This window comes from Pantoea sp. GM_Pan_3, assembly GCF_026541045.1.
In the GTDB taxonomy this organism is placed as follows: Bacteria; Pseudomonadota; Gammaproteobacteria; order Enterobacterales; family Enterobacteriaceae; genus Pantoea; species Pantoea anthophila.
Window position 1 is genome coordinate 1393206 of record NZ_JALNVA010000001.1, and the last position, 23274, is coordinate 1416479.

27 protein-coding genes are annotated in these 23274 nt (G+C 61.6%); 5 read left to right on the top strand and 22 right to left on the bottom strand.

Features of this window, described 5'->3' with window-relative positions; translation table 11 throughout:
- Position 1 precedes the first annotated feature (1 nt).
- The 21 genes from OXR04_RS06615 to OXR04_RS06715 form a co-directional block, all read right to left on the bottom strand.
- Entirely contained in the window at positions 2-1237 is a 1236-nt protein-coding gene (locus OXR04_RS06615) for a beta-ketoacyl-ACP synthase (RefSeq protein WP_267369515.1), read from the bottom strand.
- Positions 1234-1965 carry a 3-ketoacyl-ACP reductase FabG2 gene (locus OXR04_RS06620; RefSeq protein ID WP_267369516.1) on the bottom strand — a complete coding sequence of 244 codons (732 nt, stop codon included), beginning with the start codon at positions 1963-1965 and terminating at the stop codon, positions 1234-1236. Before OXR04_RS06620 ends, OXR04_RS06615 begins: the two co-directional genes overlap by 4 nt.
- The gene (locus OXR04_RS06625) at positions 1962-2438 is read right to left on the bottom strand and encodes a hotdog family protein (protein ID WP_058957513.1); all 477 of its coding nucleotides are present in this window, start codon (positions 2436-2438) and stop codon (positions 1962-1964) included. The genes OXR04_RS06620 and OXR04_RS06625 overlap by 4 nt, the downstream gene beginning before the upstream one ends.
- Positions 2428-3588 (bottom strand): beta-ketoacyl-[acyl-carrier-protein] synthase family protein, encoded by a 1161-nt coding sequence (locus OXR04_RS06630; protein ID WP_267369518.1) that lies wholly within the window; start codon positions 3586-3588, stop codon positions 2428-2430. Before OXR04_RS06630 ends, OXR04_RS06625 begins: the two co-directional genes overlap by 11 nt.
- Positions 3585-4157: a DUF3261 domain-containing protein gene (locus OXR04_RS06635; RefSeq protein WP_167428400.1), complete on the bottom strand. Its 573-nt coding sequence runs from the start codon at positions 4155-4157 to the stop codon at positions 3585-3587. The genes OXR04_RS06630 and OXR04_RS06635 overlap by 4 nt, the downstream gene beginning before the upstream one ends.
- Positions 4154-6460, bottom strand: coding sequence for an MMPL family transporter (locus tag OXR04_RS06640; protein WP_267369521.1), 2307 nt, complete (start codon positions 6458-6460; stop codon positions 4154-4156). The genes OXR04_RS06635 and OXR04_RS06640 overlap by 4 nt, the downstream gene beginning before the upstream one ends.
- Positions 6447-7055 (bottom strand): outer membrane lipoprotein carrier protein LolA, encoded by a 609-nt coding sequence (locus OXR04_RS06645; protein WP_267369523.1) that lies wholly within the window; start codon positions 7053-7055, stop codon positions 6447-6449. The genes OXR04_RS06640 and OXR04_RS06645 overlap by 14 nt, the downstream gene beginning before the upstream one ends.
- Positions 7049-7462: a thioesterase family protein gene (locus tag OXR04_RS06650; RefSeq protein WP_009090934.1), complete on the bottom strand. Its 414-nt coding sequence runs from the start codon at positions 7460-7462 to the stop codon at positions 7049-7051. The genes OXR04_RS06645 and OXR04_RS06650 overlap by 7 nt, the downstream gene beginning before the upstream one ends.
- Positions 7455-9164 (bottom strand): glycosyltransferase family 2 protein, encoded by a 1710-nt coding sequence (locus OXR04_RS06655; RefSeq protein WP_058957990.1) that lies wholly within the window; start codon positions 9162-9164, stop codon positions 7455-7457. Before OXR04_RS06655 ends, OXR04_RS06650 begins: the two co-directional genes overlap by 8 nt.
- Positions 9158-9505 carry a beta-hydroxyacyl-ACP dehydratase gene (locus tag OXR04_RS06660; RefSeq protein ID WP_009090938.1) on the bottom strand — a complete coding sequence of 116 codons (348 nt, stop codon included), beginning with the start codon at positions 9503-9505 and terminating at the stop codon, positions 9158-9160. The genes OXR04_RS06655 and OXR04_RS06660 overlap by 7 nt, the downstream gene beginning before the upstream one ends.
- Positions 9492-10811: an AMP-binding protein gene (locus OXR04_RS06665; RefSeq protein ID WP_267369526.1), complete on the bottom strand. Its 1320-nt coding sequence runs from the start codon at positions 10809-10811 to the stop codon at positions 9492-9494. Before OXR04_RS06665 ends, OXR04_RS06660 begins: the two co-directional genes overlap by 14 nt.
- Entirely contained in the window at positions 10808-11371 is a 564-nt protein-coding gene (locus OXR04_RS06670; RefSeq protein WP_046101575.1) for a hypothetical protein, read from the bottom strand. Before OXR04_RS06670 ends, OXR04_RS06665 begins: the two co-directional genes overlap by 4 nt.
- A gap of 7 nt (positions 11372-11378) precedes the next feature.
- A complete protein-coding gene (locus tag OXR04_RS06675; RefSeq protein ID WP_009090944.1) occupies positions 11379-11633 on the bottom strand; it encodes an acyl carrier protein in 255 nt (84 codons plus the stop codon).
- A 16-nt stretch (positions 11634-11649) separates the two neighbouring features.
- Positions 11650-11907 carry a phosphopantetheine-binding protein gene (locus OXR04_RS06680; protein WP_009090946.1) on the bottom strand — a complete coding sequence of 86 codons (258 nt, stop codon included), beginning with the start codon at positions 11905-11907 and terminating at the stop codon, positions 11650-11652.
- Positions 11908-11920: 13 nt separating this feature from the next.
- Complete coding sequence (locus OXR04_RS06685; RefSeq protein WP_267369529.1) at positions 11921-12721, bottom strand: lysophospholipid acyltransferase family protein; 801 nt, start codon at positions 12719-12721, stop codon at positions 11921-11923.
- On the bottom strand, positions 12714-13445 hold the full coding sequence (locus OXR04_RS06690; protein WP_267369532.1) for a beta-ketoacyl synthase chain length factor: 732 nt from the start codon (positions 13443-13445) through the stop codon (positions 12714-12716). Before OXR04_RS06690 ends, OXR04_RS06685 begins: the two co-directional genes overlap by 8 nt.
- 228 nt (positions 13446-13673) lie before the next feature.
- Positions 13674-14060 carry a hypothetical protein gene (locus tag OXR04_RS06695; RefSeq protein ID WP_267369533.1) on the bottom strand — a complete coding sequence of 129 codons (387 nt, stop codon included), beginning with the start codon at positions 14058-14060 and terminating at the stop codon, positions 13674-13676.
- A gap of 266 nt (positions 14061-14326) precedes the next feature.
- Positions 14327-15709 (bottom strand): efflux transporter outer membrane subunit, encoded by a 1383-nt coding sequence (locus OXR04_RS06700; RefSeq protein ID WP_267369534.1) that lies wholly within the window; start codon positions 15707-15709, stop codon positions 14327-14329.
- Entirely contained in the window at positions 15706-16800 is a 1095-nt protein-coding gene (locus tag OXR04_RS06705; protein WP_154927874.1) for an HlyD family secretion protein, read from the bottom strand. The genes OXR04_RS06700 and OXR04_RS06705 overlap by 4 nt, the downstream gene beginning before the upstream one ends.
- Positions 16797-18482 carry an MFS transporter gene (locus OXR04_RS06710; RefSeq protein WP_111208059.1) on the bottom strand — a complete coding sequence of 562 codons (1686 nt, stop codon included), beginning with the start codon at positions 18480-18482 and terminating at the stop codon, positions 16797-16799. The genes OXR04_RS06705 and OXR04_RS06710 overlap by 4 nt, the downstream gene beginning before the upstream one ends.
- Before the next feature lie 2 nt (positions 18483-18484).
- Positions 18485-18916: a MarR family transcriptional regulator gene (locus OXR04_RS06715; protein WP_009090959.1), complete on the bottom strand. Its 432-nt coding sequence runs from the start codon at positions 18914-18916 to the stop codon at positions 18485-18487.
- 145 nt (positions 18917-19061) lie between these two features.
- Between OXR04_RS06715 and OXR04_RS06720 the strand changes: the two genes are divergently transcribed.
- The 4 genes from OXR04_RS06720 (at position 19062) to OXR04_RS06735 (ending at position 22644) form a co-directional block, all read left to right on the top strand.
- Positions 19062-19910, top strand: a complete 849-nt coding sequence (locus OXR04_RS06720) for an AraC family transcriptional regulator (RefSeq protein ID WP_009090961.1) — start codon at positions 19062-19064, stop codon at positions 19908-19910.
- A gap of 41 nt (positions 19911-19951) precedes the next feature.
- Positions 19952-20359: a DUF2000 domain-containing protein gene (locus tag OXR04_RS06725; protein ID WP_267369536.1), complete on the top strand. Its 408-nt coding sequence runs from the start codon at positions 19952-19954 to the stop codon at positions 20357-20359.
- A 379-nt stretch (positions 20360-20738) separates the two neighbouring features.
- Positions 20739-20993, top strand: coding sequence for a biofilm/acid-resistance regulator YmgB/AriR (locus OXR04_RS06730; protein ID WP_033736573.1), 255 nt, complete (start codon positions 20739-20741; stop codon positions 20991-20993).
- 145 nt (positions 20994-21138) lie between these two features.
- On the top strand, positions 21139-22644 hold the full coding sequence (locus OXR04_RS06735; RefSeq protein ID WP_267369538.1) for a SulP family inorganic anion transporter: 1506 nt from the start codon (positions 21139-21141) through the stop codon (positions 22642-22644).
- A gap of 38 nt (positions 22645-22682) precedes the next feature.
- On the opposite strand, the gene OXR04_RS06740 is transcribed toward OXR04_RS06735, so the two are convergent.
- Positions 22683-22880 carry a DUF6404 family protein gene (locus tag OXR04_RS06740; protein ID WP_111208063.1) on the bottom strand — a complete coding sequence of 66 codons (198 nt, stop codon included), beginning with the start codon at positions 22878-22880 and terminating at the stop codon, positions 22683-22685.
- A 181-nt stretch (positions 22881-23061) separates the two neighbouring features.
- Between OXR04_RS06740 and OXR04_RS06745 the strand changes: the two genes are divergently transcribed.
- On the top strand, positions 23062-23259 hold the full coding sequence (locus tag OXR04_RS06745; RefSeq protein WP_009090971.1) for a hypothetical protein: 198 nt from the start codon (positions 23062-23064) through the stop codon (positions 23257-23259).
- Positions 23260-23274: the final 15 nt, after the last annotated feature.

A 23274-nucleotide genomic window follows, 5' to 3' on the forward strand; every position in this document is an offset into this window, starting at 1 on the left:
ATCAGGCGCCGCGCCAGCGTCTGAAGATCAGTGAAGTGTTGATGCCCCCAAAGGCAAAGTTGTTGCTCTGAATGTAGTCGGTCTCAATCTCACGAGGCGCGCCCATGATGTAATCCAGCTGCCCGGCGTCAGCGGCAGGCTGCGTCAGGTTCAGCGTCGGCGCAAACCACCCTTCCCGCATCATCTCAATGCTCATCCAGGCTTCCAGCGCGCCACAGGCCCCCAGCGTATGGCCGAAATAGGATTTCAGCGATGAGACGGGTGTCGTGTCGCCATAGACCGCCGCCGTGGCGAGACTTTCAGCCATGTCGCCCCGCTCAGTGGCGGTACCGTGCGCATTCACATACCCGATTTCAGCGGCGGTAATTCTGGCGCTTTGCAACGCCCGCTCGATACAGATCTGCATGGTTTCCCGCTGCGGCTGGGTGATGTGCGCCGCGTCGCAGTTGGTATGAAAGCCGGTAAGTTCCGCGTAAATGGTTGCGCCACGTGCCTGCGCATGTTCCAGCGACTCCAGAATGAGCGTTCCGGCGCCTTCACCAATCACCAGACCATCACGCTGCTGGTCAAAAGGTGCTGGCGTGGTGTGGGGCGCATCGTTGCGCTGACTGGTGGCAAACAGGGTGTCGAACACCGCTGCTTCTGACGGGCAGAGCTCCTCTGCCCCGCCAGCGACCATCACCGTCTGATAGCCGTGACGAATCGCCTCCCAGGCGTAGCCAATCGCCTGGCTGCCGGAGGTGCAGGCGCTGGACGTCGGGATCACCCGGCCGCGCAGGCCGAAAAAGAGTCCGGCATTGACGGCGGTGGTGTGTGGCATCATCTGGACATAGGTGGTGCCGGTAATATTGTTGGTGTGCTTTTCCGTCAGCATGGTGGCGAACTCGCTGACCGGCCCGGTGCTGCCGGTCGACGAGCCGTAGGCGATACCGGTTTCACCGCTGGTCAGCACCGGATGGTCAATCAGGCCCGCCTGGGTCAGCGCCAGCTCGGTAGCGCGCGTGGCCAGCAGCGACACGCGACCCATCGCGCGGATGCGCTTGCGGGTGTAGTGCGCCGGCAGCGCAAAGTCATCAATCGGTGCACCCAGCAGCGTATGCAGCCCGTCATAGACCTGCCACTCCGGCATAAAGCGCACGGCATTACGACCCGCCCGGATCCGCGCCGAGACTTCAGCCCAGGACTCCCCGAAGGCGGTGACGCCGCCCATGCCCGTCACGACGACACGATGGATCACAGCATGCCTCCATTGATCGAAATGACCTGACGCGTCACGTAACCCGCGATATCGGACATCAGATAGCTCGCCAGCCCGGCGACCTCTTCCGCCGCCCCCATGCGCTTCATCGGCACGATCTTCATCGCCTCATCGATGACCTGCGGGGCCAGCCCCTCCATCCCGGTGTCGATCAGACCCGGTGCAATGCAGTTAACGGTGATTTTGCGCTTAGCCAGTTCAATCGCCAGCGCTTTGGTGGCACCGATAATGCCCGCTTTCGCCGCGCTGTAGTTGACCTGACCGCGGTTGCCCATCATCCCCGACACCGAGGAGAGCGTGATGATACGCCCCCCGCGTCGCAGCGCGATCATCGGCATCACGCAGGGCTGGATCACGTTGTAAAAACTGTCGAGGTTAGTGTGGATCACGCTGTCCCACTCCTCATCCGTCAGCGCCGGGAAAGCGGCATCTCGGGTGATGCCCGCGTTGCTGACCACACCGTAGTAGGCACCATGCTGCTCAATGTCAGCCTCCAGCGCGGCGCGGGTGGCGGCGCGATCGGCCACATCAAATCCCAGAACGCGACCGCTGCCGCCTGCGGCGACGATCGCCTCAAGGCACTGCTCAGCGCCAGCCCAATCGCGGTTGAAATGGACGATAACCTGAAAGCCATCCCGGGCGAGACGCAGCGCGATTGCGCGGCCGATGCCTTTACTGGCACCCGTCACCAATACCGAATCTGTCATGGTTGATTTCCTTGTGACATTAATTGCTGTAACTCTGCTTCATTGGGTTGATAAGTATTCAGACGACCGCTGGCCAGCAGCTGCGAGCCGTGGCGAATGTCGCCCTCAAAACTGCCCATGCGGTCGTCGCGCATCAGCAGCGTCATTCTGATATCCAGCGTGGCGCGGGCGGGAAAATGGGGCTGATGCGCCCGCCAGCCGCGTCCGCCGAGCAGCATACCGGGGGGGATCAGGGTGGCACCGCCCTGCTTTGCATGCCAGCCTGACCAGACGCCCACGGTCTGCGCCATCATCTCAACGCCAAACCAGGCGGGCAGTTCGCCCTGCGGCGTCAGAAAGGGCGTCAGGACGCCACCGGTGCAGGTCGAGACCTGACAGTGAACCTGATCATCGTCAACGCTAATCAGCTGATCGAGCAGCAGCATGGGTGCGGCGTGGGGCAGCCAGTACGCGGCGGGAGAATTAAATGTCATCGGGGCGTCCCAGTATCAGACAGGTGTTATTGCCGCCAAAGGCGAATGAATTTGAGGCGATGATCGGCCGCTCCAGCGCCTGCGGCTGTAACAGCAGGCCACAATCCGGCAGCGTCTCATCCTGTGCCGCCGCCCGGAAATCCTGGGCAGGCAGGGCTAGATTCTCCTGCAGGATCAGGGCGCTGAGCGCCGCTTCACAGATACCTGCCGCGCCGAGTGTATGGCCGGTCAGGTGCTTGGTCGAGCTGCACGGCACACGGTTACCAAACAGACGCGCGATGACACCGGCTTCCATCTGGTCGTTGAGCGGCGTCGCCGTGCCATGCAGATTGATATAGCCGACCTGCTGCGGCGACAGCGCCGCCTGCTGCAGCGCCATACGCATCGCCCGTTCAGCGCCTTCGCCCTGCGGATGCGGCGCGGACATGTGCCAGGCGTCAGATGATTCGCCTGCGCCCAGCAGCGCCAGCGGCTGCGGTTCACGCGTCAGCAGCATCAGCGCCGCCCCTTCACCGATAGAGATGCCGTCACGATCGCGGCTGAAAGGCGCGCAGCGACGTTCAGAGAGCGAGGCCAGGCTGTCGAATCCGTTAATCGGCATCCGGCTCAGCGAGTCCGCCCCGCCCACCAGCGCCACATCCACCAGACCGGCTGCGATGAGTCGCTCACCGCTGATCACGGCGCGGGCGCTGGAGGAGCAGGCGGTCGAAATGGTATAAGCCGGGCCATTCAGTTGCAGGTAGTGCGCCAGAAATCGGGAAGGATCGCCCAGCTCCTGCATCTGATAGTGATAGTCAGGCTGAGGCGCACCAATCTGGCGATCGCCCTCATCCACACCCGAGGTACTGGTGCCCAGCACGATCGCGACCCGGTCAGCCCCATAGCGCGCCACGGCCGCGTCGAGTGCCGGGCGGATCTGCGCCAGCGCCGCCAGCAGCAGCTGATTATTGCGGGTGTTGTGCGCGCGTAAGGCAGCCGGAACCGGCGGTAGCTCGCCCACAACGCGGCCAAGCCAGCAGCTGCGCTCACCGCTCAGCCAGCCGTCACAGCGCTGCATGCCGGGCGCGATGCCCTGTTGCAGATGGGTGGCAATGTCCCGGTTGGTATTGCCCAGCGCATTCAGCATGCCGAAGGCGGAGAGGTAAATCATGAGGCGTCCAGATGTTGAATGCGGATCTGATAGCCAAACGCATGCTGGCGGATGCTGATCGGCTGCCGCAGAGAGCCGCGTTGCAGGTAATCAATTTCGGTCACCAGCTGGTTATCGGCATCGAACAGCTGGCGCTTTAACCCCCGATCCTCCAGCCGCCAGCCGGACGGCAGCTGTTTCAGCCACACGTCCCGCGGCCAGTAGCTGAGCATGATGTCAGCCAGCACCTGGCTGGCTGGCGGCATCTGCGGCAGCGGCATCAGCTGCTGGGTGTGAATGCCACCGGCATCATAGCGCAGGCTGAACAGGCGAATGCCGACCGAGGAGAGTCCGGCCAGATCGATCTGCTGCTCATCGGCGCTGAGCAGCACCAGCAGCGACTGACTCTGACCTTTGACCTGTCCGGTCAGTAATTGCTGCTGCTGAAAAGCGGGATGGATACCCGGCGGCGGCAGCGTAACCTTTACGCCCGGTTTCAGCCAGGCGGTGGGACGGCTGCTGTCAGGTGCCGGTCCGGCGCAGGCGCTGAGCAGCAGCGCCGTCAGCAGAAGAGAGGCGGCGCGGATCATCGTTTACTCCTTGATCGGGTGGGTCGCATCGCCAGCGGCGACAGCAGGAAAGCGCTGAAAATGCCGCTGCATAAAACAGTGCCAAAACTGGCAATCGCGCTGGTGCTGCTGAAGACCAGCATGCCCAGCGTCAGTAACGTCGTGATCATCGCCAGCGACACCGCCAGCAACGACGTCAGGGGCGTCCCCTGCGGATTGCTGAAAAAGAGCGTGTAGTTAATGCCGATGCCCAGCACCAGAATCAGCGCCAGCAGCGCAAAGAGATTCAGTGACGCGCCGATCCAGCCCAGCGTGGCCAGCGCCACCGCCAGCGACAGCGCCGACGGCAGCGCGCTGCGTAAGCCCGCGCGCAGGCCCAGACGCAGCACAAACGTCAGCGTGATGAACAGCAGCGCCAGCGCCAGCAGACCGGTCAGCAGGGTGCGCCAGAAACTGAACAGCCTGTCGTAACCCGCCTTGCGGTCAATCCAGCTGACGCCGCTATGCTGCGCCGCGAGCGCCGCCAGGGCGGCGCTGTTTCTGACGCCGCTGGTGGGGATCAGTACGCCGCTGCGGCCATCCGGCAGCGTCAGCCACAGCAGTCGCCACCCCTCACTCAGCGGACTGGCCAGCCACGCCGCGGGCGTCACCGGCATCGGGGAGAGATCGGGCGCAGCCAGGGCAATCCCCGCCTGCTGCAGGCGGCTCGTCACGGTGGGCACAGCCTGTTGCAACAGCTGGCGATCCTGCTGCTGCTGCGCCAGCGATCGCAGCGGCAGCAGACGATAGCCCTGCAGCCAGCCCTGCTGCTCTGCCCTGCGAAGATCCGGTGCCAGTTTTTCCAGCCGCTGCAGAGTCTGCTGCGCGTCATCGCCCCAGACCACAAACCAGGTCTGATCGGCTCGCTGCCCCGTCAGGGCAGCCAGCTGGCGATCCTGTGCCAGCAGCGAGGCCGGCGCACTCTGCAGATGGGCGATATCATCATCCACATTCAGCCGGGCGATACCGGTGGCGGCGAACATCGCCAGCGCCAGCGGTAAGCTGACGCGCAGCCCGCGCTGCCGTCGCCAGGCGGCGAGCCAGCGAGCCAGCGGCACCATCAGCGGCACCGGACGCACCGGCAGACCGCGCACCAGCCATGGATAGAGCAGAATCACCGTCAGGCAGGAGGCCGTTAAGCCGCTGGCGGCAAATACCGCCAGCTGACGCAGTCCGGGGAACGGGGCCAGCAGCATCAGCAGCCAGGCGATCGCCGTGGTGCCCAGCGCCAGCAGCAGCGTGCCGCGCACTTTACGCAGACTCTCCCACGGCGTCTGCTGATCGCCGTGAACCATCCGCTCAGTGAGATAATAGAGGGTGTAGTCGGCGGAGATGCCGACAATGCTCAGGCTCATCACCAGCGTCATCAGATGCAGTTCCCCGAAGCAGAGCAGCGTCACCACCGTGCCGGTCATGGCTCCCACCGCTACGGAGGTCACCGCGAGCAGCAGTGGTCGCAGTGAGCGGAAGACCAGCAGCACCAGCAGGATAACGCCCCCCAGCGTCACGCTGCCCAGCGTTCTGACATCATGCTGCGCCCGCTGGCTGGCGTTGTCGCTGAACAGCACCGTGCCGCGCGTCAGCAGTTTCGCCTGCGGCCAGCGGGCTTTCAGCTGCTGCTCCAGCGCGCTGAGCCGTGTCACCAGCGCATGACTTTGCTGCATACTGAAAGCGTTATTGGCCAGTTCAGCGTGCAGGAAATACCACTGCCGCCCCTGCGCATCGCGCACCGTCAGCCAGCCGTTGTGCAGCGTCAGACGTCCGGCATTCTGCGCCAGCGCCAGCTGCGCCCCCCGCACCAGCATCAGCGGATCGCCCTGCAGCTCCTTGCTGCTGACACCCGAAAATGCCGAGAAGAGCTGCGCCAGCAGCCACTCCGCCTGCGCCCCGCCGCCGTTCTGCAAGCGGCTGCGCGTCGCCTCGTCGATCAGGCCATTACGGTGTTGCCAGGCAAACCGGCCCCACGCCTCCTGCTGCCCGGCATCGAGATCGCCCTGCACCTGCCTGAGGTCAGGCAGCGCGCGCAGCTGCGCCTGCCACCAGGCCGCGATGCCGGGATCGTCCTCTTCACCGGGTGAAACCAGCCACACCAGCTGGCGATCCAGCCGCTGCATAAAGGCCTGCTGCAGCGCGGGCGGCGCAGCCCCCAGATTCTGCTGCGGCAGCAGTGCCAGCACGCTGCTGTTGAGCTGGCTGCGCGGCAGCAGAAAAGAGAGCGCCGCCGCCAGCAGCAGGCAGATGGCGAGCCAGAGGATGGCAAGCCGTCGATCGTTACGGCCCGGCAAAACGCGCCTGCTCCTCGTCGCTCAGCTGCGGCGGTTCAGTACGGGTATTGCTGAGCTGAATCAGCGTCTTGTCACCCTGCTTATCGTCCAGCCGGATGCTGTCCAGAAACGCATTGCCCGCCAGCGAGATACGGTTAAAGATTCTGTTAAGCGGCGCCGTTTTCGGGGTCAGCTCCAGCGCCCAGGCACCGTTGCCGCGATCGCTGAAGGCCACCGTGAAGTTCTGATTCAGCACCTTCTGATCGGCCTGGAACAGCGCCCGCAGCAGATGGTTGAACTGGAACATCTGCGGATTACTGTCGGCAGTGATCACCTGCGGCTTCTGCCCGCTCAGGCTCTGCACCATGCGCTTATCATCCAGCAGGAGCGTCATCACAAAGGGGGTCTGCTGATGCCACCACAGTCCCTGCTGACGCGCGATCAGCATCTGCCCGTGTGACACCAGCGGCTGGCGCATCCCGGCAATGGTGCGCGTCTGGGTAAAGTCTGCCCGGATTACCGGCTGGCTGGCAAAACGCTGCTGCAGCTGATCCAGCGTGACCGCGCTGGCGGCACTGGCCCACAGCAGCAGGCCGGTTAGCATGATTTTCAGCATCCTTTCACTCCTAAACGTTCCAGTAAGATATCGGGTGAAACAAAGCACATGGCCTGACTCTCCTGCTCCACCGCCACCTGCAGGGTGTGTGCCTTAGTGGTGATCTGACCGGCGGCGTTTCGCACCTCATAGTCGATGCGCAGCCGATTCTCAAACTCCGTGATCCGCGCGCTGACGCGAATCGTCTCTTCACAGCGCAGCGGATGACGGTATTTGACCCGGGTGTCGACCACCGGCCAGACGTAGCCGCTGGCCGCCATTTCGGCATAGCTGTAGTTGATGCTGCGCAGCAGGGCTTCGCGCGCGACTTCAAAGAAGCGGAAGTAGTTACCGTGCCAGACCACCCCCATGGGATCGCAGTCGTGAAACGAGACGGTCAGGACGACGTCAGCCTGATGTTCAGTCATGGTCAGACTCCTTGTGGTGCGCCTGCGGATCAGGCAGCGTCCAGAAATCGAAAAAGTTAAACCAGTCGAGCGGTGCCAGCAGCGCGTAATGGGCCAGCCGCGCCGCATAGCGATCCACCGCCTCCTGCAGCGCCTGCTGACGTTGCGCACGCGGCAACAGCAGCGGATCGGCAAAGCGCTCACAGTGAATGCGCAGTTTACCCTGTTGCTGCAGGGCAAACATCAGCAGCACCGGACAGCGCAGCGCGGCCGCCAGCACAAAGGGCCCCTGCGGAAAGGGGGCGGGACGGCCGAGAAAGTCGCTCCAGATCACCCGTCGCTCGCCGCCACGCTGCGGATTGACCGCTGTGCGATCCCCGACGATCGCGACCCATTCGCCCGCATCCAGTTTCTGTTGCAGCAGGATCGCCGTCTCCGGCCCGATGTCGCTGACCGGCATCAGATTCACTCCGGCCTGCGGGGCAATGGTCTCCAGCACCGCGCGGAAACGGCGGGCGTTGTCGGTAAAGACCAGCGCGTTAATCACCAGACCGCTGACCTGCTGCGCCATGGCGCGGCAGGCTTCGATATCTCCCAGGTGGGAGGCCAGAATCAGCTTCCCCTGCGGTGCGGGCGTGCGGATCACCGCTTCCGCACCCGGGGCAAAATCGATATCACGCCCCCAGCGCAGATCGCCACGCCAGCTGGCCACTTTATCCAGCATCGCGCCACCAAACCGCAGGAAATGGCGATAGCTGTTAAGCCGGGCCGGCAGCGCAATCTGCCGCTGCTGCGCGGCGTGGCTGACCTGCGCCAGCCACTGCCGGGAGGCGCTGCGCGCACGCTGGCCACTCAGCCAGTAAACCGCCACCACCGGCCAGAGCAGCAGGGTAAAAGGCAGGCGTCCACCGTAGCGATAGACGGCCAGCATAAAGCGCAATCCCCACTGCCCGCGCCGTTCCGTTTCCACAGACCAGTGCGTCTGCGGTCTGCGCATCGCCAGCAGGCGGGGGATGCGCGGCAGCATGCCGAAAAAGAGCCGGGTGTGCATCCAGGAGATGCGCAGGTTGTCATAGAGGGCATCGAAGTGCGACAGCCCGCTGACCGGATAGGTGACGCGGGTCGGGATAAAGCGACTGCGGGTGCCCTGCCAGTAGAGCCGCACCATGATTTCAGTGTCGAAATCCATGCGCTGTCCGACAGGCCGGCGGTCGCACAGTGCCAGCGTGGCGGCCAGCGGATAGACGCGGAAGCCGCACATGCTGTCGCGGATCGACAGCGACAGCGTCTCAATCCAGACCCAGAAATGGGTAATGTAGCGGCCATACAGGCGCGATTTGGGGATGGAGTCATCGTAGAGCGGCTGACCGGAGATCAGCGCATCGGGATAACGCGCCGCTTCCGCCAGCATTAACGGCAGATCTTCCGCCTGATGCTGACCGTCCGCGTCGAGCTGAACCGCGTGGGTGAAACCGCGCGCCGCCGCGGCCCGCAGGCCGTGGATCACCGCCGCCCCTTTGCCCTGATTCGTATCGAGCCGCAGCAGGCTGAGCTGCGGGGCGTGCAGCGTCGCCAGCTGCAGCTGGGTCGCCGCATCGCTGCCATCATCCACCACGATGATCGGCAGGTTAAAGGGTGCCAGCCGCGCCAGCACCGACGCCATCATCGCGCCGTGGTTGTAGCAGGGGATCACCACGCAGGGTGAGAACGCAGTCGTTAACACAGCGCGATCTTCCCGCTGCTGGCACTCTGCTCGCCCGCTTCACTCAGCAGGCTGTAGCGAAAACTCAGGCGCGATTTTTCGGCGTGCCACTCAAGGTGCAGCTGCAGCAGCGCGCCGGGGGGCACCGGCTGCTGAAATTTAATGTTATCGATGGCCGCAAACTGCCTGCCGGGAGCAAGCAGCAGCAGACCATAGTGCATCACCCAATCCAGCTGTGCCACGCCGGGCAGAATGGGCAGGGTCGGGAAGTGACCCTGAAACCAGAACAGTTCCGGCTCAACCTCTAACGTCAGCGTGACACTGTTCGCCTGTAACGTTCGGCTGCGTTCAATCGGCAACATGAAAAAGTTCCTCTATTTGCGGCCAGGCGCGTTTGCTCTGGGCGGTGACCGGAATGGTGGCCACCACCCGCCAGTAGCGTGGCATGGCCAGCGGCTCCAGCCAGCGTTGCAGCTGCTGTTTCCACTGCTGACGGCGCTGATGCAGCGCCGCCTCATCCAGCGGTCGGGTGGGCGAAAGCACGACGCCTATCGCCTGCCGTTCATGGCGGGTCACCACCAGCGCCACGGCATCCTCTATCTCCGGCAGATCCCGCAGACGGCGCTCAATCTCACTGAGAGAGATGCGCTTGTCCGCGATTTTGACAATGCGGTCATGGCGGCCTGCCAGCTGAAAACCGCCATCCGGCTGTTTGTGCAGGCGATCGTCCAGCGGGATGCCGTCCGCTGCGGCAATCAGCGGCGACCAGACCTGCCAGCGATCGGGACTCACCTCCTCCAGCCGGACGTCGGGGAAACAGCGCCACGCCTCCCCGGGCCGCGCCCAATGACGCCAGGCCAGGGTGCCGGTTTCGGTGCTGCCATAGATCTCACTGACCCGACAGCCAAAGCGCTGCCAGACCTGCTCAGCATCCGATGCGCGCAGCGCGCCACCGGCGGAGACAATCAGTTCACAGGCGGGCGTCTGCAGCGACCTGTCCAGCCGCGACAAAAAAGCGGGACTGCTGATAAAGGCATAGCGCCAGTGACGCGGAAGCTGAGCCAGCTGTTCGCCATAAAACAGCGGCTGGGCGGCGAACGGGCGCGCCAGCGTCATCGGCAGAAAGATCCGGAACGATAAACCGTACAGGTGCTGATGGCTGACCGAAGCAATTACCCGGCACGCCCGAAGCTGTTCACCCCACAGGGCGCAGAGCCAGCGGCTCTCCTGCTCCATCACCGCCAGGGACTTTACCACCTGACGTGGCGTGCCGGTTGAACCCGATGTGAACAGCACCAGCTCAGCCCCGTCCGGCAGCGGCGGCAGCGCGCCCTGCGCTTCGGCCTCATCCCACGCCAGCCGTGGCAGGCTGACCGCCAGCGGCATGTCGCACAGCACGCCATCCAGCCGATCCTGCATCTCATCGAGCAGTGCGGCGCGGGCATGACCCGGCATCACCGGCGTTTTACCGGCATACCAACTCGCCAGCAGCGCCACGCAGAAGCGGTAGCTGTCGTCAAAACAGAGCGCCCAGTGTGTGCCCGCCTCTGCCGCTAAGCGCTGGCTGAGCGCCAGCACCTGACGGCGCATGGTGCTGAGCATCAGCGTCTGATCGCCCCGCCAGGCGACTTCCCGATCGGCGCCCGTCAGCCAGTCGGCCACCCTCATGCTTTGCGCCTCACGCGCTGACGGACGCACCACTCCGCGCCCATCAGCGCGGCGATAAGCAGATAGCTGATCGCGCCGTTCCACAATGTCCAGAGTCGCAGATTCCCCAGCAGGCAGGTGAAGAGCGCCATGCTGCCATTGCCGATAAAGAACAGGCACCAGATTTGGGTGACGCGGCGGGTGTAGCGCACCGCAGCAGGCGGAAGCACGGGCTCACGCAGTCGGGCAATACGTTCCACCAGCGGCATCGCGCTCCAGAGCGAGGCGCCAAACAGCAGCAGCATCGCCAGATTGACCGCCACCGGATACCACAGCAGCAGATGCTGCGAGCGCAGCAGCTGGCTGCTGATACAGAGCAGCGCGCCGAGCAGGGCCAGCCAGCCCATCACAGCCCCCATAGCCGTATGCTGACGACGCAGTTGCAGCCAGCGCAGCCCAAACAGCAGCGCCAGCAGCCAGAAAAGTCCCTGCCAGCGCGGCTGGGTGAGCGCCAGCCAGACCAGTAACGGCCAGGCCAGCAGCGTCAGCAGATTGAGCAGGCGAAGAGTGGCAGCAGGCACGGCGGGATCAGGCGTCTTCGCGCATCAGTTGTTCGACCGCATCGACCACGTCCTGCACGGTTCGCACCGCGCGGAAGGTTTCCGGTTTGATTTTACGACCGGTGCGTTTCTGCAGGTGAACCACCATATCGACGGCATCGATGCTGTCGAGTTCGAGATCCTCATACAGGCGGGCCTCAGGATGGATATCCTCCGGCGCAATTTCAAACAGGCTGGTCAGCAGGGCCGACACTTCCTGATAAATCTCTTCTTTGTTCATCATAAAATGGTCTCCGCGTTCAGCTGCGCTGTTGGTTGACGAACGCTGCCAGCGTCGCAACAGAGAAGAAGTGGGCACGCAGGGTTTCACTCTCCGCAGAGAGCGTTACGCCATAGCGATTTTTCACCGCCAGGCCAAGCTCCAGCGCGTCAATTGAGTCCAGGCCGAGGCCGTCGCCAAACAGCGCATCTTCGGTCTCAATATCCTCGGGGCTGAGATCTTCAAGGTTCAGCGTGTCGATAATCATCTGTTTGATATCGTTGATTAATACATCCATACCGGTTTTCGTCTTACCTGTTCTGGGGGACCAGCGCCTGTTGTAAATGGCGGGTCAGGCGACGCGCGGCCAGCGGCTGCGCATCGGGATTACTTTCACAAAACGACTGACTGTCGATTCGCGGTTGTACACGCACAGTAAACAGCGGTTTAACTGGCGGAATCTGATACCAGCGGCTCTGCTTATCGAGCATGCGCTGGCTGCAGGTGATGTGGACGACGCGCAGATCGCAGCCGGCGCGCACGGCGATATTGGCGGCGCCCCGCTGCAGGGAGAGCGGCTGACCGTAGCGGGTGCGGGTGCCTTCCGGAAAGATCAGAATATTGTCGCCGCGCGCCAGGCGCTGCTGACTGTCGGGCAGCAGCGTCTCCGCTTCACTGTTGATCAGGTAGTCGGCCGCGCGGATCACCCCACGCATAAAAGGATTCTTCTGCAGATCGGCCTTCACCAGACAATCCATCTCCGGCAGCACTGAGGCGATCAACACGTAATCGATCAGCGAGGGATGGTTGGCCACGATCAGGCAGCCGCGATCCTGCTGCAGCAGCTCAGCGCCTTCGATGCGGTAGTCGTAGACCCCGGTCAGCCGGCAGAACCGCAGAAAGCAGCGGAAGCTGAACGCGATAGCGCGTCGGGCCAGCAGACGGCGGCGCAGGGAATCACGCTGAACCAGCAGCAGCAGATTAAAGCCCACCAGCGACAGCAGCAGTCCACCCAGGCCAAACAGCGTGAAACTCAGCGCGGTCATCACCAGACGCCAGCAGTAGTTCAGGCGGCTGCCCGCGCAGAGTGCCGGTTGTGAACAGTCAGCCATGTTCTCTCTCCCAGTGCCATGTCAGGCGTTCACCCGGCAGGCTGAACGCGGGCGACGCCGCCAGCCACTGCTGCAGAAAACGCAGGCTCTGCGGCCACAGCGGCGCGTGGGCCTGCGCCGGTTCAGGGCGACCGCTGCAGTGCAATGCCTCGCCCTTACCCAGCAGCAGCGCCACCGCATAAGGCACATTCATGCCCTGTTCCGGCAGCCAGTGTTGATAATAATCGGGCACGCAGCCGTCGAAATCGACCAGCAGCACCTGCTGATAACCCGCCTGATGCAGGGCGCTGACTTCAATCAATCCCTGCTGGAAAGAGTCGATGCCGGCGGCGATGGAGGTGGAGACCAGCGGCGCTTTGGCCGCAATAGTCAGGCTGCCCACCGCCGAGTTGTGAACCGACATGGCAAAATCAGTGGGTGACATCATCTGCTGATCGGCCAGCGTGGTGAGGATGCGCAGATTACGCTCCAGTTCGCCGTGACGGCTGGTGAAGACGATCGCGTCCACCCGCTGCCGGGCCAGCAGTGCCAGCCCGCACTCAACCGCCGCACGACTGCCGCCGCTCAGACGACGCGCGGTCATCATCGGTAAAAACTGCGGTTTCGCCATCTTTCCTGCGGGATCGATAGCGGTGCCCTGTCGCGCCCAGACCTGCCAGGCCTCGTGCCCCTGTAATCCTGGAGCCAGGGCCTGCCAGTCGAGCAGTGAGTAAGCGAGTCTCATCTCAACATTCTTTCGTCAAACGTGTGGTGTCAGCAATTATCAGGACGTTACGCCTGCCCGGTGCAAAAAAGTGCATTGCTGAACGCCTCTGCCGATCGCGCCACGGGCGTTCACGGTAGAGGTTTATGCTGAGGTTCAGCAATAGCAGCTCATCTGATTTGTCGGCCGGGTGGAGCCAATCTTTATACTCAGGTCCTCTGACGGGATGTTATTACGACGGGAGACGCCTTATTGCGCCGCCAGCGCCGACAGGCGCAACTGAATGTCCTGATCCAGATTGGCGATCCAGCGGTTGTAGTTACTGTGGATCTGCCCCTGCCCTGCTTTCAGGTTTTCACTGCTGACATAATCGATGCGGTAGTTCTGGCTGGTGTAGGTGATGCGAATGGTCGCCGCGAAACCACGCTGGGACAGGCGGCCAGTGATCACGCCTGGCGAAACGGGGGTCATCACCCATTTACGGCCAATGCCGGCTTCAATGATCGCCGTTTTCATCTGGTTATCGCTGTAGCGCTGCGTCAGGCTCTGATTCACATTGTGAATCGGTGCGGTGCGGGCACAACCGGTCAATAACGCAGCAACCACGGCCAGCGTGAACATCGTCTTCTTATTCATCAGGAATCCCTTCTTTTATGATATTTATCAGTAATATAAACGGATAATTCGCCGTGCGCAGCCTGCGCTTTTCGTGCGCTTTTCCGTCTGGCTGGTGTAAAACCCGCGCATGATACCATCGAATGTAAAGACAGGTAAGCAGAAGTATGCATGGCTTTATAGCGGATATTCGTGGGATTGCGGCGGAGGAAACAGGCTCTCCTGCTGTCGTCAGGGGGCCGATCCGCGCCGTGAAACTCTGGCGACGGCTGGATCGGCCAGGACGATTATGGCGTTGCGGCGGGCGTCCAGCCTCCCCCCAGCGCACGATAGAGATCGATCTGCGCCAGCAGGAGGTTATTTTTGACGGTAACCCGATTAAGCTGGGTGGAAAACAGGGTGCGCTGCGCATCCAGCTCATCCAGATAAGAGGCATAACCGTTCTGATAGCGGTTGCGGGCAATGCGCAGCGCCTCGGTCACGTAGGCCTCCTGCTTTTGCAGCTCCTGAAGCTGGGCCTCTCGCTGCCTGATGGCGTCAACCGCATCGTTGACTTCCGAGAAGGCGTTGCGCACCACTTTTTCATAGCTGTAAAGCGCCTGGTTCCGCGTGGCCATTGAGACATCGACCTGCGCCGTCAGCGCTTCACGGTTCAGCAAGGGCGCCAGAATGCTGCCGCCCACGCTCCAGAGCCGGAACGGATTATCCGCTAACTGATGCAGCACCGAACTCTGCAGGGTGCCGCTGGCGGTGAGATTAAGTGACGGCAGCAGCTTCGCCCGTGACGACGCCAGGCTGGCATCGGCCGCCAGCAGCTGACGCTGCGCCTGCACGATGTCGGGACGGCGGTTGAGTAGCGCAGAAGGCAGCAGCGACGGCATCTGCTGCGGCAGAATCTGGTCAAACTGCTGACGCCGGGCAAGGGTACGCGGGTTCATTCCCACCAGAATGCTCAGCGCATTCTCCTGCTGGGCGATCTGATGCTTCAGCTGTGGAATCTGCGCTTTAGCCGACTGATATTCTGAGGCCGCCTGCATCCACTCCAGCCGGGAGGTGTAGCCGGTTTCAAACTGACGCCGGGCCAGCTTCAGCGAATTATTTCGGGTGGCGAGCGTCGCCTCGGTGACCCGCAGCTGCTCATCCAGCGCACACAGGTTGAGGTAACCCGACGCGACCGAGCTGGCGATGGTCAGCTCAGCAGCGGAAGCCGCCGCCTGCTGCGCTGCTAAGGTCGCCTGCGCCGCCGTGATACTGCTGCTGCGCGCGCCCCACAGATCAACCTCGTAGCTGGCCTGTAACAGTCCCTGAAACACATCGGTCTCATAAGGCTGCCCCGTCACTGACGAGAGCGTGCGTTCACGGGTCGCGGCCACACCGGCGCTGATGGTGGGAAAGTTATCACCCTGCGTGGCGCGCAGCTGGGCGCGATACTGATCGACCCGGGATCGCGCCGTAAGAATATCGGGATTGTTGCGCAGCGCCTGGCTGACCAGCCGGTTGAGATACTCATCGTGGAAGGCACGCCACCACTCTGCCTCCGGCGCGGCGCCCGGGCCGACACTCTCCCGCCAGGCCGCCGGGATCGGCAGCGAGGCCGGTGCCTTTTCAACCTGCGTGGCGCAGCCTGACAGCAGCAGTGACAGGGCAGCGATCGCTACGCGGCCCCTCATGGTGCAGCCTCACCGGCGGGCCGGGCGGCCGTATCGATGCTGACCTCCACGGACATGCCGGGACGCAGCTGTGCCATATCCTGCTCCTTCAGGCGGATGCGAACCGGAATGCGCTGTGCGATTTTGACAAAGTTGCCGGTGGCGTTGTCGGGTGAAATGGCACTGAACTCTGAGCCTGCAGCCGGGGAGATAAACTCCACCTCGCCGTTAAAGCGCTTGCCGTCCAGCGCATCGACCCGAATCGTCACCGGCAGGCCGGGACGAATATGGGCCAGCTGGGTCTCTTTCAGATTGGCGATAATCCATTTGTGATTGGGCACCACCGACGTCAGGCGGGTTCCGGCAGTGACATAGGCGCCGGTGCGGACCGACAGCTGACCGAGCTGGCCGTCATCCGGTGCGGTAATCCGGGTATTCGCCAGGTCGATCTCCGCCAGTTCCAGAGCGGCACGCGCGCTGGCGACATCCCCCTCCAGCGCATCACGGTTTACAATGACCGTTTGCAGATTCTGCTGTGCCACGGCGATCTGCGCCGCCGCCTGACGCACCTGCGCCTGCGCCTGGGCGCTGGCGGCACGGGCGGCATCACGCTCACGCACCGAGAGCGATCCATCCGCCGCAAGGTTCTCAACCCGCTTCAGATCGAAGCCGCTTTTTAACGCCTGGGCTTTGGCATTCTCCAGTGCCGCTTTGTTGCTCTGAATCGTCGCTTCTGCGCTGCGACGCTGCTGCAGGTTATTGTTCAGCGCCGCCTGCTTCATCGCCAGCTGCGCCTGCGCCTGGTGCACCCGCTGACGATAGATCCGATCGTCAATCGTCATCAGTAACTGCCCTTTTTTCACCGGCTGCAGATCGATCACCTCCACCGAGGTGAGATAGCCACTGACCTGCGGGCTGATAAAGGTCACCTGACCGCGCACATAGGCATTTTCGGTGCTCTGCACCGCACTGGTAAAGGGCCAGAGTTGCCAGGCGTAGAGAATAACCAGCACGCCCAGCACCACAATGCCGCTACCCACGGCGACAGAAAGAATACGGCGGCGATTAACACGTTCGCGTTCTGCAGCCTGAAGCTCATCCTGCTGACTCATTGTTTCTCCCTTAAATCCTGTAATGCGGCCAGCTGTTGCTGCTCACGCAGGTTAAATCGCGCCTGACGCCACTCCAGATAACGGCGACGGGTTAAACGCCAGATTACCCACATCAGCGTCGCCAGCGCCAGCGCGGCGGTGAGCAGATAGGTGTCGTTATAGGCGAGCACGTTCGCCTGCAGTGTGGCGACCGTCTGAAGCTGGCTGGTGCTCTGCGCACCGCGCAGCACGCTGTCACCCACCAGCGGGTTAAACAGCGCATTATACTGGCTGAGCCGCTCGGTGACATTGGGATCGAGCAGGGAAAGCTGATCGCCCAGCAGGCTGGAGTGATATTTTTCCCGCCAGACCTGAAAGGTGCCCAGAATGGCAGAACCGATCAGACCGCCGAGGTTCTGGCTCATGCCAAACAGCACCACAAAACTGACCAGATTCTTCGGCTGGGTCACGACGCTGCCAATCCCCATCAGCATGGCGGGCGCCATAAAAAAAGCGCTGCTGAAACCCAGCAGGAACTGGCTGAAATACATTTCGGGACCCCGGGTCAGCGGGCTGGATTGCGAATCCATCAGTGAAGCGATAATCATCACCACCAGCGAGGCGACAATCGGCCAGTTCAGATGATTGGGTTTAATGGTCAGCGCGCTGGCAGCAATGCCGACAATGACCCCGGCGATAATGGCCAGCGCCAGACCGCGCATCTGATCGTTCTGCAGGCCGAGCTGCTGTAAGAAGCCGACCGCGCCGGTGTTCTGTTCGGCCAGGACGATACGGATCATGATCATCACGATGCCCAGCCGCACCATGTTGCCGCTGCTGAGCCAGCGGGTATTGATCAGCGGATTGCGCCGGTTATGTTCGATCACCATCGCCGCGACAATCAGCGTCAGCGCTATCGCGGTACAGATACCGAGCCAGGGCGTGGTGAACCACCACTCAATCCGCCCCAGCGACAGCACGCCGCACAGCAGCGCCATGCCGGGTGCCAGCAGAATGAAGGTGACGAAATCCATTTTCTCAAAAGTTTTGATGCGGTCACCCGGCGGCAGTTTCACCATCAGCACCCCGCCCAGCGCAATCATCGCCAGACCGAGTTCAAACAGATAGAGACCGCGCCACTCGTTGAGCTGCAGCAGTTCAGAGGAGAAGAGTCGGGCCAGAGGAATGGCAAGCTGCGACACCGTCAGGCCGATAACCAGCGCTTTCAGGCGATGTTTTGCGGGCCAGGCCTGCACCTGATAGTAGATGCCGAGTGAGCTGAGGGCGGCCGCCACCATGCCGTGCGCGGTGCGCACAATAATTGCGGAACTGAGGTCGTTGGCAAACAGATGAAAGAACGCCACCAGCACATAGAGCACCAGAAACGCCTCGGTAAAGACCCGCAGTCCAAACTGCTGGCGGAACTTCACCAGCAGCAGGTTGATCGAGATATTGCCCATCACATAGACCGCAGGCAGCCAGGCAATTTCATTCGACCAGGCACCAAAGGTGCCCTGCAGATTGACCAGATTTGCTGTGACCAGCGCGTTACTCAGCGCACCGGTCAGGGAAATCAGCAGACCGATCAGGCCAAACGCCAGGCGTTTGGGCATCGGGTGCAGCGGGGTCGAGGGCGAGCCCGGCAGCATGGGTTTTTCGTGCGGCAACCACTCGCGTGCAGCGTAGGGATTTCGCTTTGCCACTGCTACATACTTCCCATACGACTCAGCAGTTGTTGCAGCACACGTTCGGTGACGGCCAGATCCTGCGGGTCGATGTCAGCCAGCATCTCCGTGCGCAGCGCATCGGCCTCGGTTTTCACGCGGGCAAACGCCTCGTTGCCTTTTTCGGTCAGCACCAGGTGGCGCTTGCGGCGATCTTCCGGCGGCTGCACCCGCGTCAGCAGCGACTGTTTGACCAGCCGATCCACCAGCGGAACCATGCTGGCATCTTCCAGCCCCAGCAATTGCGCCAGTTCGGTTTGCGTCATGCGTTCCGGTTCGCTGGCGATGAGGCCAATAGCCATCCAGCTGCTCATACTTAAGCCGCTGTCTCTGAGATGACGATCTACCGCCAGGCGCCAGGCATGTGCGGTCAGGTGCAGTAAATGGGTGAAGGTACGGGTATGCTGAGACAAATGTTAGCAGCCTAATGGTTAGGATTCTGATTAAATAGAAAGGTTATTATACGCAAAGCAAAACGGGATTGAAAAGCGCCCGTTCTGTTAAAAACTAGTGGATCGCGGCAGAATGTCCAGAGTCCGCTATCGGGAGCCCGATAATATGAAACAGCCAGCAGCAAACTGGGTGGATCTCCGCCGTGACGCCATCAGCGGTATTGAGGCGCTGCGCGCTCATTTTACCGGTCACGCCTATGATCCGCACTGGCATGACAGCTATCTGATCGGTGTGACTGAGCAGGGAGTACAGCAGTTTCACTCGCGGCGCAGACAGCACCGGAGCCGACCCGGCACGGTGTTTATGCTGGAACCGGAAGAGCTGCATGATGGGGATGCCATCAACGAACAGGGTTTCACCTACCGTATGCTCTACCTTTCTCCACAGCAGATTGCACAGCACCTCAACCCGGCCGGGCGTGACGCGCCGCCCTCCCCCGCATTACAGTTTGCTGCAACGCTGCGCGACGATCGGTCGCTGGCCTATGCCGTCTGGCATGCCTTCGAGGCACTGTGGCACAACCATCCCGCCCTGATCAAAGAGGCGGTGCTGGATCGGCTATTCGCTCAGCTTACGCCGCACCAGCAGATCTTCCTGCCCGATCGCCACCCGGATAAAGATACGGTGCTGGCATTACAGGCGCGTGACTGGCTGATCGCCCATCATGCGGAAAATCCCGGCCTGGCGCAGATGGCACAGCAGCTGCAGGTGGACCGCTTCCGGTTATCACGCCTGTTTCAGGCGCACTGGGGCCTGCCGCCTCACGCCTGGCTGGTGCAGTGGCGGCTGAGCCAGGCGCGCCGGCAGCTGGCGCAGGGCCAGCCGGTTGCCGACGTGGCCGCTGCGCTGGGTTTTGCCGACCAGAGCCATCTGGGGCGCTGGTTTAAACGCGCCTGCCAGCTCACGCCGTCACGCTATCAGCACGCCTGCACAAATCTTCCAGACCCGAACTGACACCGTTGCCACAATGCGTTTTTTGAGTGAGGAGAAACGCAATGCTGGACTTACGATGTGTGATGATACTGAATGCCGCGCTGCCAGCCGGTAAAGCCACCAACGCCGCTGCCGTGCTGGCATTAACGCTGGGGCAGCGTCATCCGGAGCTGGTTGGCGATGCACTGGAAGATGCGGAGCGCCATCCCTCCCCCGGTCTGATCAGCACCGGTATTCCCGTGCTGGCGGCCACCGATGAGCAGCTGCGGGCACTGCTGCTGGAGGCTGAAGAGGCCGGGTACGACCGGGTGCTGTTTCCCGAAGAGGGACAGACCACCACCGATTATCAGGCGCTCAGCATCGCCCTGCGCCAGCAATCGCGGCGGCAGTGGCGGCTGCTGGGTCTCGCGATCGTGGGTGATAAAAAAGCGCTGCGTAAGCTGACGGCAAAGCTGGCGTTATTTGCCTGATCACCCTGCGGCGTGCCTGACTGTTTTTATCTGTCCGGTCGAATCTGCGGGTTGTATAGGTTCTCTGTACAGATTTTTTCTCGGAATAATCCTTATAAGCTGCTGAAAAGCGGTAAATAGCACATTTTGCAAAAGGATTCGATTGTACAGATTGGCTTTCATTGTATAACTTTACTGCCACGAGTTGTCATGCGACTCTGTAACGAATGATGCACTTGCGTCGCCTCTGAAGGTGTCAGTGGATTTCCACCTTCAGAGGTTATTTTTTATCTGCGTTATGTTCACGCTGGCACGATCGCATCTGTCCATGCGATGGTTTTTTTGATTGATTTTGTCCTGACATCCGAACCGGAATCGGGCTGTTATGAAGGGCTTACACATGCAAAATACACTTCCCCGGACTGACCAGGAAATTGCCGACTATTTCAATCCCGCAGCGAATAAACCCGCCAGCGAGATGGAAATGCTGGGTGTCCTGATCGCAGAAATCCTGCAATCGGGTATGCCTGTCAGTAATAAGGCCATTATTTCAAAGCTGATCCACCGACTGGAACTGGAAAGCGACAGGGATTCGCTGGATATCTACCGTCAGCTGCTTGACCTGGTGGTCCACAAAACCCCGGATGACTTCTAACTGTAGTCGCGATTCCAGGGAGGGAATCCACCGCCTTTTTCTGGTATCTTCGTCGATCCCCCGGTAATATCTGCCTCTCACTGTTTATCCCATTCTTTCCGCCTTTCGCGCGGGAGCAAAACAACTAAAGAGCCTGCAATCCTTTATGACCCAGACTAATGATGTTACCGCAACTGACGTTGTGGCGGGCGATATCAGCACGGGGCGCGTACTGCGTTCGCCTGCGCTGCTGACCCGCGAATGCCTGGCCGGTGTGATTACCGCGCTGGCCCTGATCCCCGAAGTGATCTCTTTTTCCGTGATAGCCGGTGTCGACCCGAAAGTCAGCCTGGTGGCTTCGGTGGTACTCTGTCTGACCCTGTCGATTCTGGGCGGTCGCCCGGCAATGGTCACGGCTGCCGCCGGTTCCGTGGCGCTGGTCATCGGGCCGATGGTGCATCTGCATGGCGTGGAATATATTCTGCCCGCCGTTGTGCTGGGCGGCATCATCCAGATTCTGTTTGGCCTGGCCGGCCTGGCGCGCATGATGCGTTACATTCCCCGCTCAGTAATGCTGGGGTTCGTGAATGCGCTTGGGGTCCTGATTTTCTTTGCGCAGGTGCCGCACGTCTGGGGTCAGTCACCCCTGGTGTGGATCTTCTTTGCCGTCACCCTGGCCATTGTGCTGCTGCTGCCGCGCCTGATAAAAAGTGTGCCCTCCCCGCTGGTCGCCATTGTGGTGGTGACGGCGGTGGCACTGCTGATGGGCTATCGCATGCCGAACGTGGGTGACGAGGGGCCGATGAGCCCTGGCCTGCCTGGGTTGAATACGCTGCTGGTGCCCCTGAACCTGCAGACGCTGCAGATTATCTGGCCCACGGCACTGAGTATCGCGTTTGTCGGCCTGATGGAGTCGCTGCTGACCGCCAAACTGGTCGATGATCTGACGGATACCCCCTCCAGTAAGCGCCGTGAATCCTGGGGCCTGGGCGTGGCGAATATCCTGGCGGGCTTCTATGGCGGTATTGCGGGCTGTGCGATGATCGGTCAGACCATCGTCAACGTGGAACTGGGTCGGGCACGCAGCCGGGTCTCTACCGTTGCGGCCGCTCTGGTGCTGCTGTTACTGGTGACCGGACTGAGTCAGATTATGGCGCAGATCCCGATGGTGGTTCTGGCGGGCATCATGATGGTCGTCGCGGTGAAAACCGTTAACTGGCACAGCCTGCAGCCCGCCACCCTGAAGCGTATGCCGTGGTCAGAAACGCTGATTATGGTGCTGACGGTGGCGGTCACGGTCTGGACGGGCAATCTGGCGCTGGGTGTGCTTGCGGGGGTGATCCTTGCCATGCTGCTCTTTGCCCGCCGCATTGCGCATGTTATCCATGCAGAGCGTCACCTGAGCGATGATGGTCAGTCGGTGCGCTATGTCGTGCGCGGTCCGCTCTTCTTCGCCAGCAGCAACGACCTGTTTGAGCATTTCGATTACGCTCACGATCCCAAAAAGGTCACGATCGATTTAACCCACGCGCAGATCTGGGATGCGTCCAGCGTCGCGGCGCTGGATGGCATTGAGTATCGCTATCAAAGATATGGTGCCGAAGTGACGATTGAGGGGCTGGATTCACGCAGTACCGACTTCCATCAACGTCTGACCGGTAACTTCGGTTAACGTGCGCGGTTCTGCTGCCTCTGAGGCAGCAGAACCTGTTATGCCTGCTGACGCCGCGCCCGGTAGCGGCCGACCATCGTCATGAGAGCCTGATAGATTAATCCCGCATAGAGACTCATCAGAATTGCCAGACCCGGCGCTTTGCCCTGCTCCTGCCATGACATAAACCACATGAACACGCCCCACAAGAGAGAAAAGACCAGCCAGCCGCGGACGAACTTCATTATGCCATTCATAACCACTCCTCTTAATTGATGCGCTACCTTAGCGATCTCTGGTCTGAAACGCATGGTTACCGTGCACAAGTTGCGAAGCATCTCAAATAATCGACAATAACATTGCCGTCTGCTTCACGTCAGGCGTTTTGACGGCGCTTATCTATACTTAACGCTCCGCTTAACCGATCAGGGAATTACGATGAAACGTACTGCTTATCTGTTATCGACGCTGACCATCCTTGCTACGCTCACCGCCTGCGCACCGACCCCACCGCCCAGACATGCCCCGCCTCCGCCGCCACCAGGCAAAGATGCCCCGCCACCGCCGCCGCCGGGTGGACAGGCACCGGTGGGCGCACCCGGTGGCGTCGGTCCGGCAGGCCAGCCGCAGGCCTGATATTAACCAGCTGGC

What these genes read in the sequence shown, in the direction of transcription:
- OXR04_RS06650 (WP_009090934.1), bottom strand. Translation starts at nt 7,462, where the DNA reads ATGACTGAACATCAGGCTGACGTCGTCCTGACCGTCTCGTTTCACGAC.
- OXR04_RS06745 (WP_009090971.1), top strand. Translation starts at nt 23,062, where the DNA reads ATGAAACGTACTGCTTATCTGTTATCGACGCTGACCATCCTTGCTACG.
- OXR04_RS06695 (WP_267369533.1), bottom strand. Translation starts at nt 14,060, where the DNA reads ATGAATAAGAAGACGATGTTCACGCTGGCCGTGGTTGCTGCGTTATTG.
- OXR04_RS06630 (WP_267369518.1), bottom strand. Translation starts at nt 3,588, where the DNA reads ATGATTTACCTCTCCGCCTTCGGCATGCTGAATGCGCTGGGCAATACC.
- OXR04_RS06625 (WP_058957513.1), bottom strand. Translation starts at nt 2,438, where the DNA reads ATGACATTTAATTCTCCCGCCGCGTACTGGCTGCCCCACGCCGCACCC.
- OXR04_RS06725 (WP_267369536.1), top strand. Translation starts at nt 19,952, where the DNA reads ATGCTGGACTTACGATGTGTGATGATACTGAATGCCGCGCTGCCAGCC.
- OXR04_RS06705 (WP_154927874.1), bottom strand. Translation starts at nt 16,800, where the DNA reads ATGAGTCAGCAGGATGAGCTTCAGGCTGCAGAACGCGAACGTGTTAAT.
- OXR04_RS06700 (WP_267369534.1), bottom strand. Translation starts at nt 15,709, where the DNA reads ATGAGGGGCCGCGTAGCGATCGCTGCCCTGTCACTGCTGCTGTCAGGC.
- OXR04_RS06690 (WP_267369532.1), bottom strand. Translation starts at nt 13,445, where the DNA reads ATGAGACTCGCTTACTCACTGCTCGACTGGCAGGCCCTGGCTCCAGGA.
- OXR04_RS06635 (WP_167428400.1), bottom strand. Translation starts at nt 4,157, where the DNA reads ATGATCCGCGCCGCCTCTCTTCTGCTGACGGCGCTGCTGCTCAGCGCC.
- OXR04_RS06645 (WP_267369523.1), bottom strand. Translation starts at nt 7,055, where the DNA reads ATGCTGAAAATCATGCTAACCGGCCTGCTGCTGTGGGCCAGTGCCGCC.
- OXR04_RS06660 (WP_009090938.1), bottom strand. Translation starts at nt 9,505, where the DNA reads ATGTTGCCGATTGAACGCAGCCGAACGTTACAGGCGAACAGTGTCACG.
- OXR04_RS06720 (WP_009090961.1), top strand. Translation starts at nt 19,062, where the DNA reads ATGAAACAGCCAGCAGCAAACTGGGTGGATCTCCGCCGTGACGCCATC.
- OXR04_RS06735 (WP_267369538.1), top strand. Translation starts at nt 21,139, where the DNA reads ATGACCCAGACTAATGATGTTACCGCAACTGACGTTGTGGCGGGCGAT.
- OXR04_RS06680 (WP_009090946.1), bottom strand. Translation starts at nt 11,907, where the DNA reads ATGGATGTATTAATCAACGATATCAAACAGATGATTATCGACACGCTG.
- OXR04_RS06675 (WP_009090944.1), bottom strand. Translation starts at nt 11,633, where the DNA reads ATGATGAACAAAGAAGAGATTTATCAGGAAGTGTCGGCCCTGCTGACC.
- OXR04_RS06665 (WP_267369526.1), bottom strand. Translation starts at nt 10,811, where the DNA reads ATGAGGGTGGCCGACTGGCTGACGGGCGCCGATCGGGAAGTCGCCTGG.
- OXR04_RS06620 (WP_267369516.1), bottom strand. Translation starts at nt 1,965, where the DNA reads ATGACAGATTCGGTATTGGTGACGGGTGCCAGTAAAGGCATCGGCCGC.
- OXR04_RS06740 (WP_111208063.1), bottom strand. Translation starts at nt 22,880, where the DNA reads ATGAATGGCATAATGAAGTTCGTCCGCGGCTGGCTGGTCTTTTCTCTC.
- OXR04_RS06730 (WP_033736573.1), top strand. Translation starts at nt 20,739, where the DNA reads ATGCAAAATACACTTCCCCGGACTGACCAGGAAATTGCCGACTATTTC.
- OXR04_RS06685 (WP_267369529.1), bottom strand. Translation starts at nt 12,721, where the DNA reads ATGGCTGACTGTTCACAACCGGCACTCTGCGCGGGCAGCCGCCTGAAC.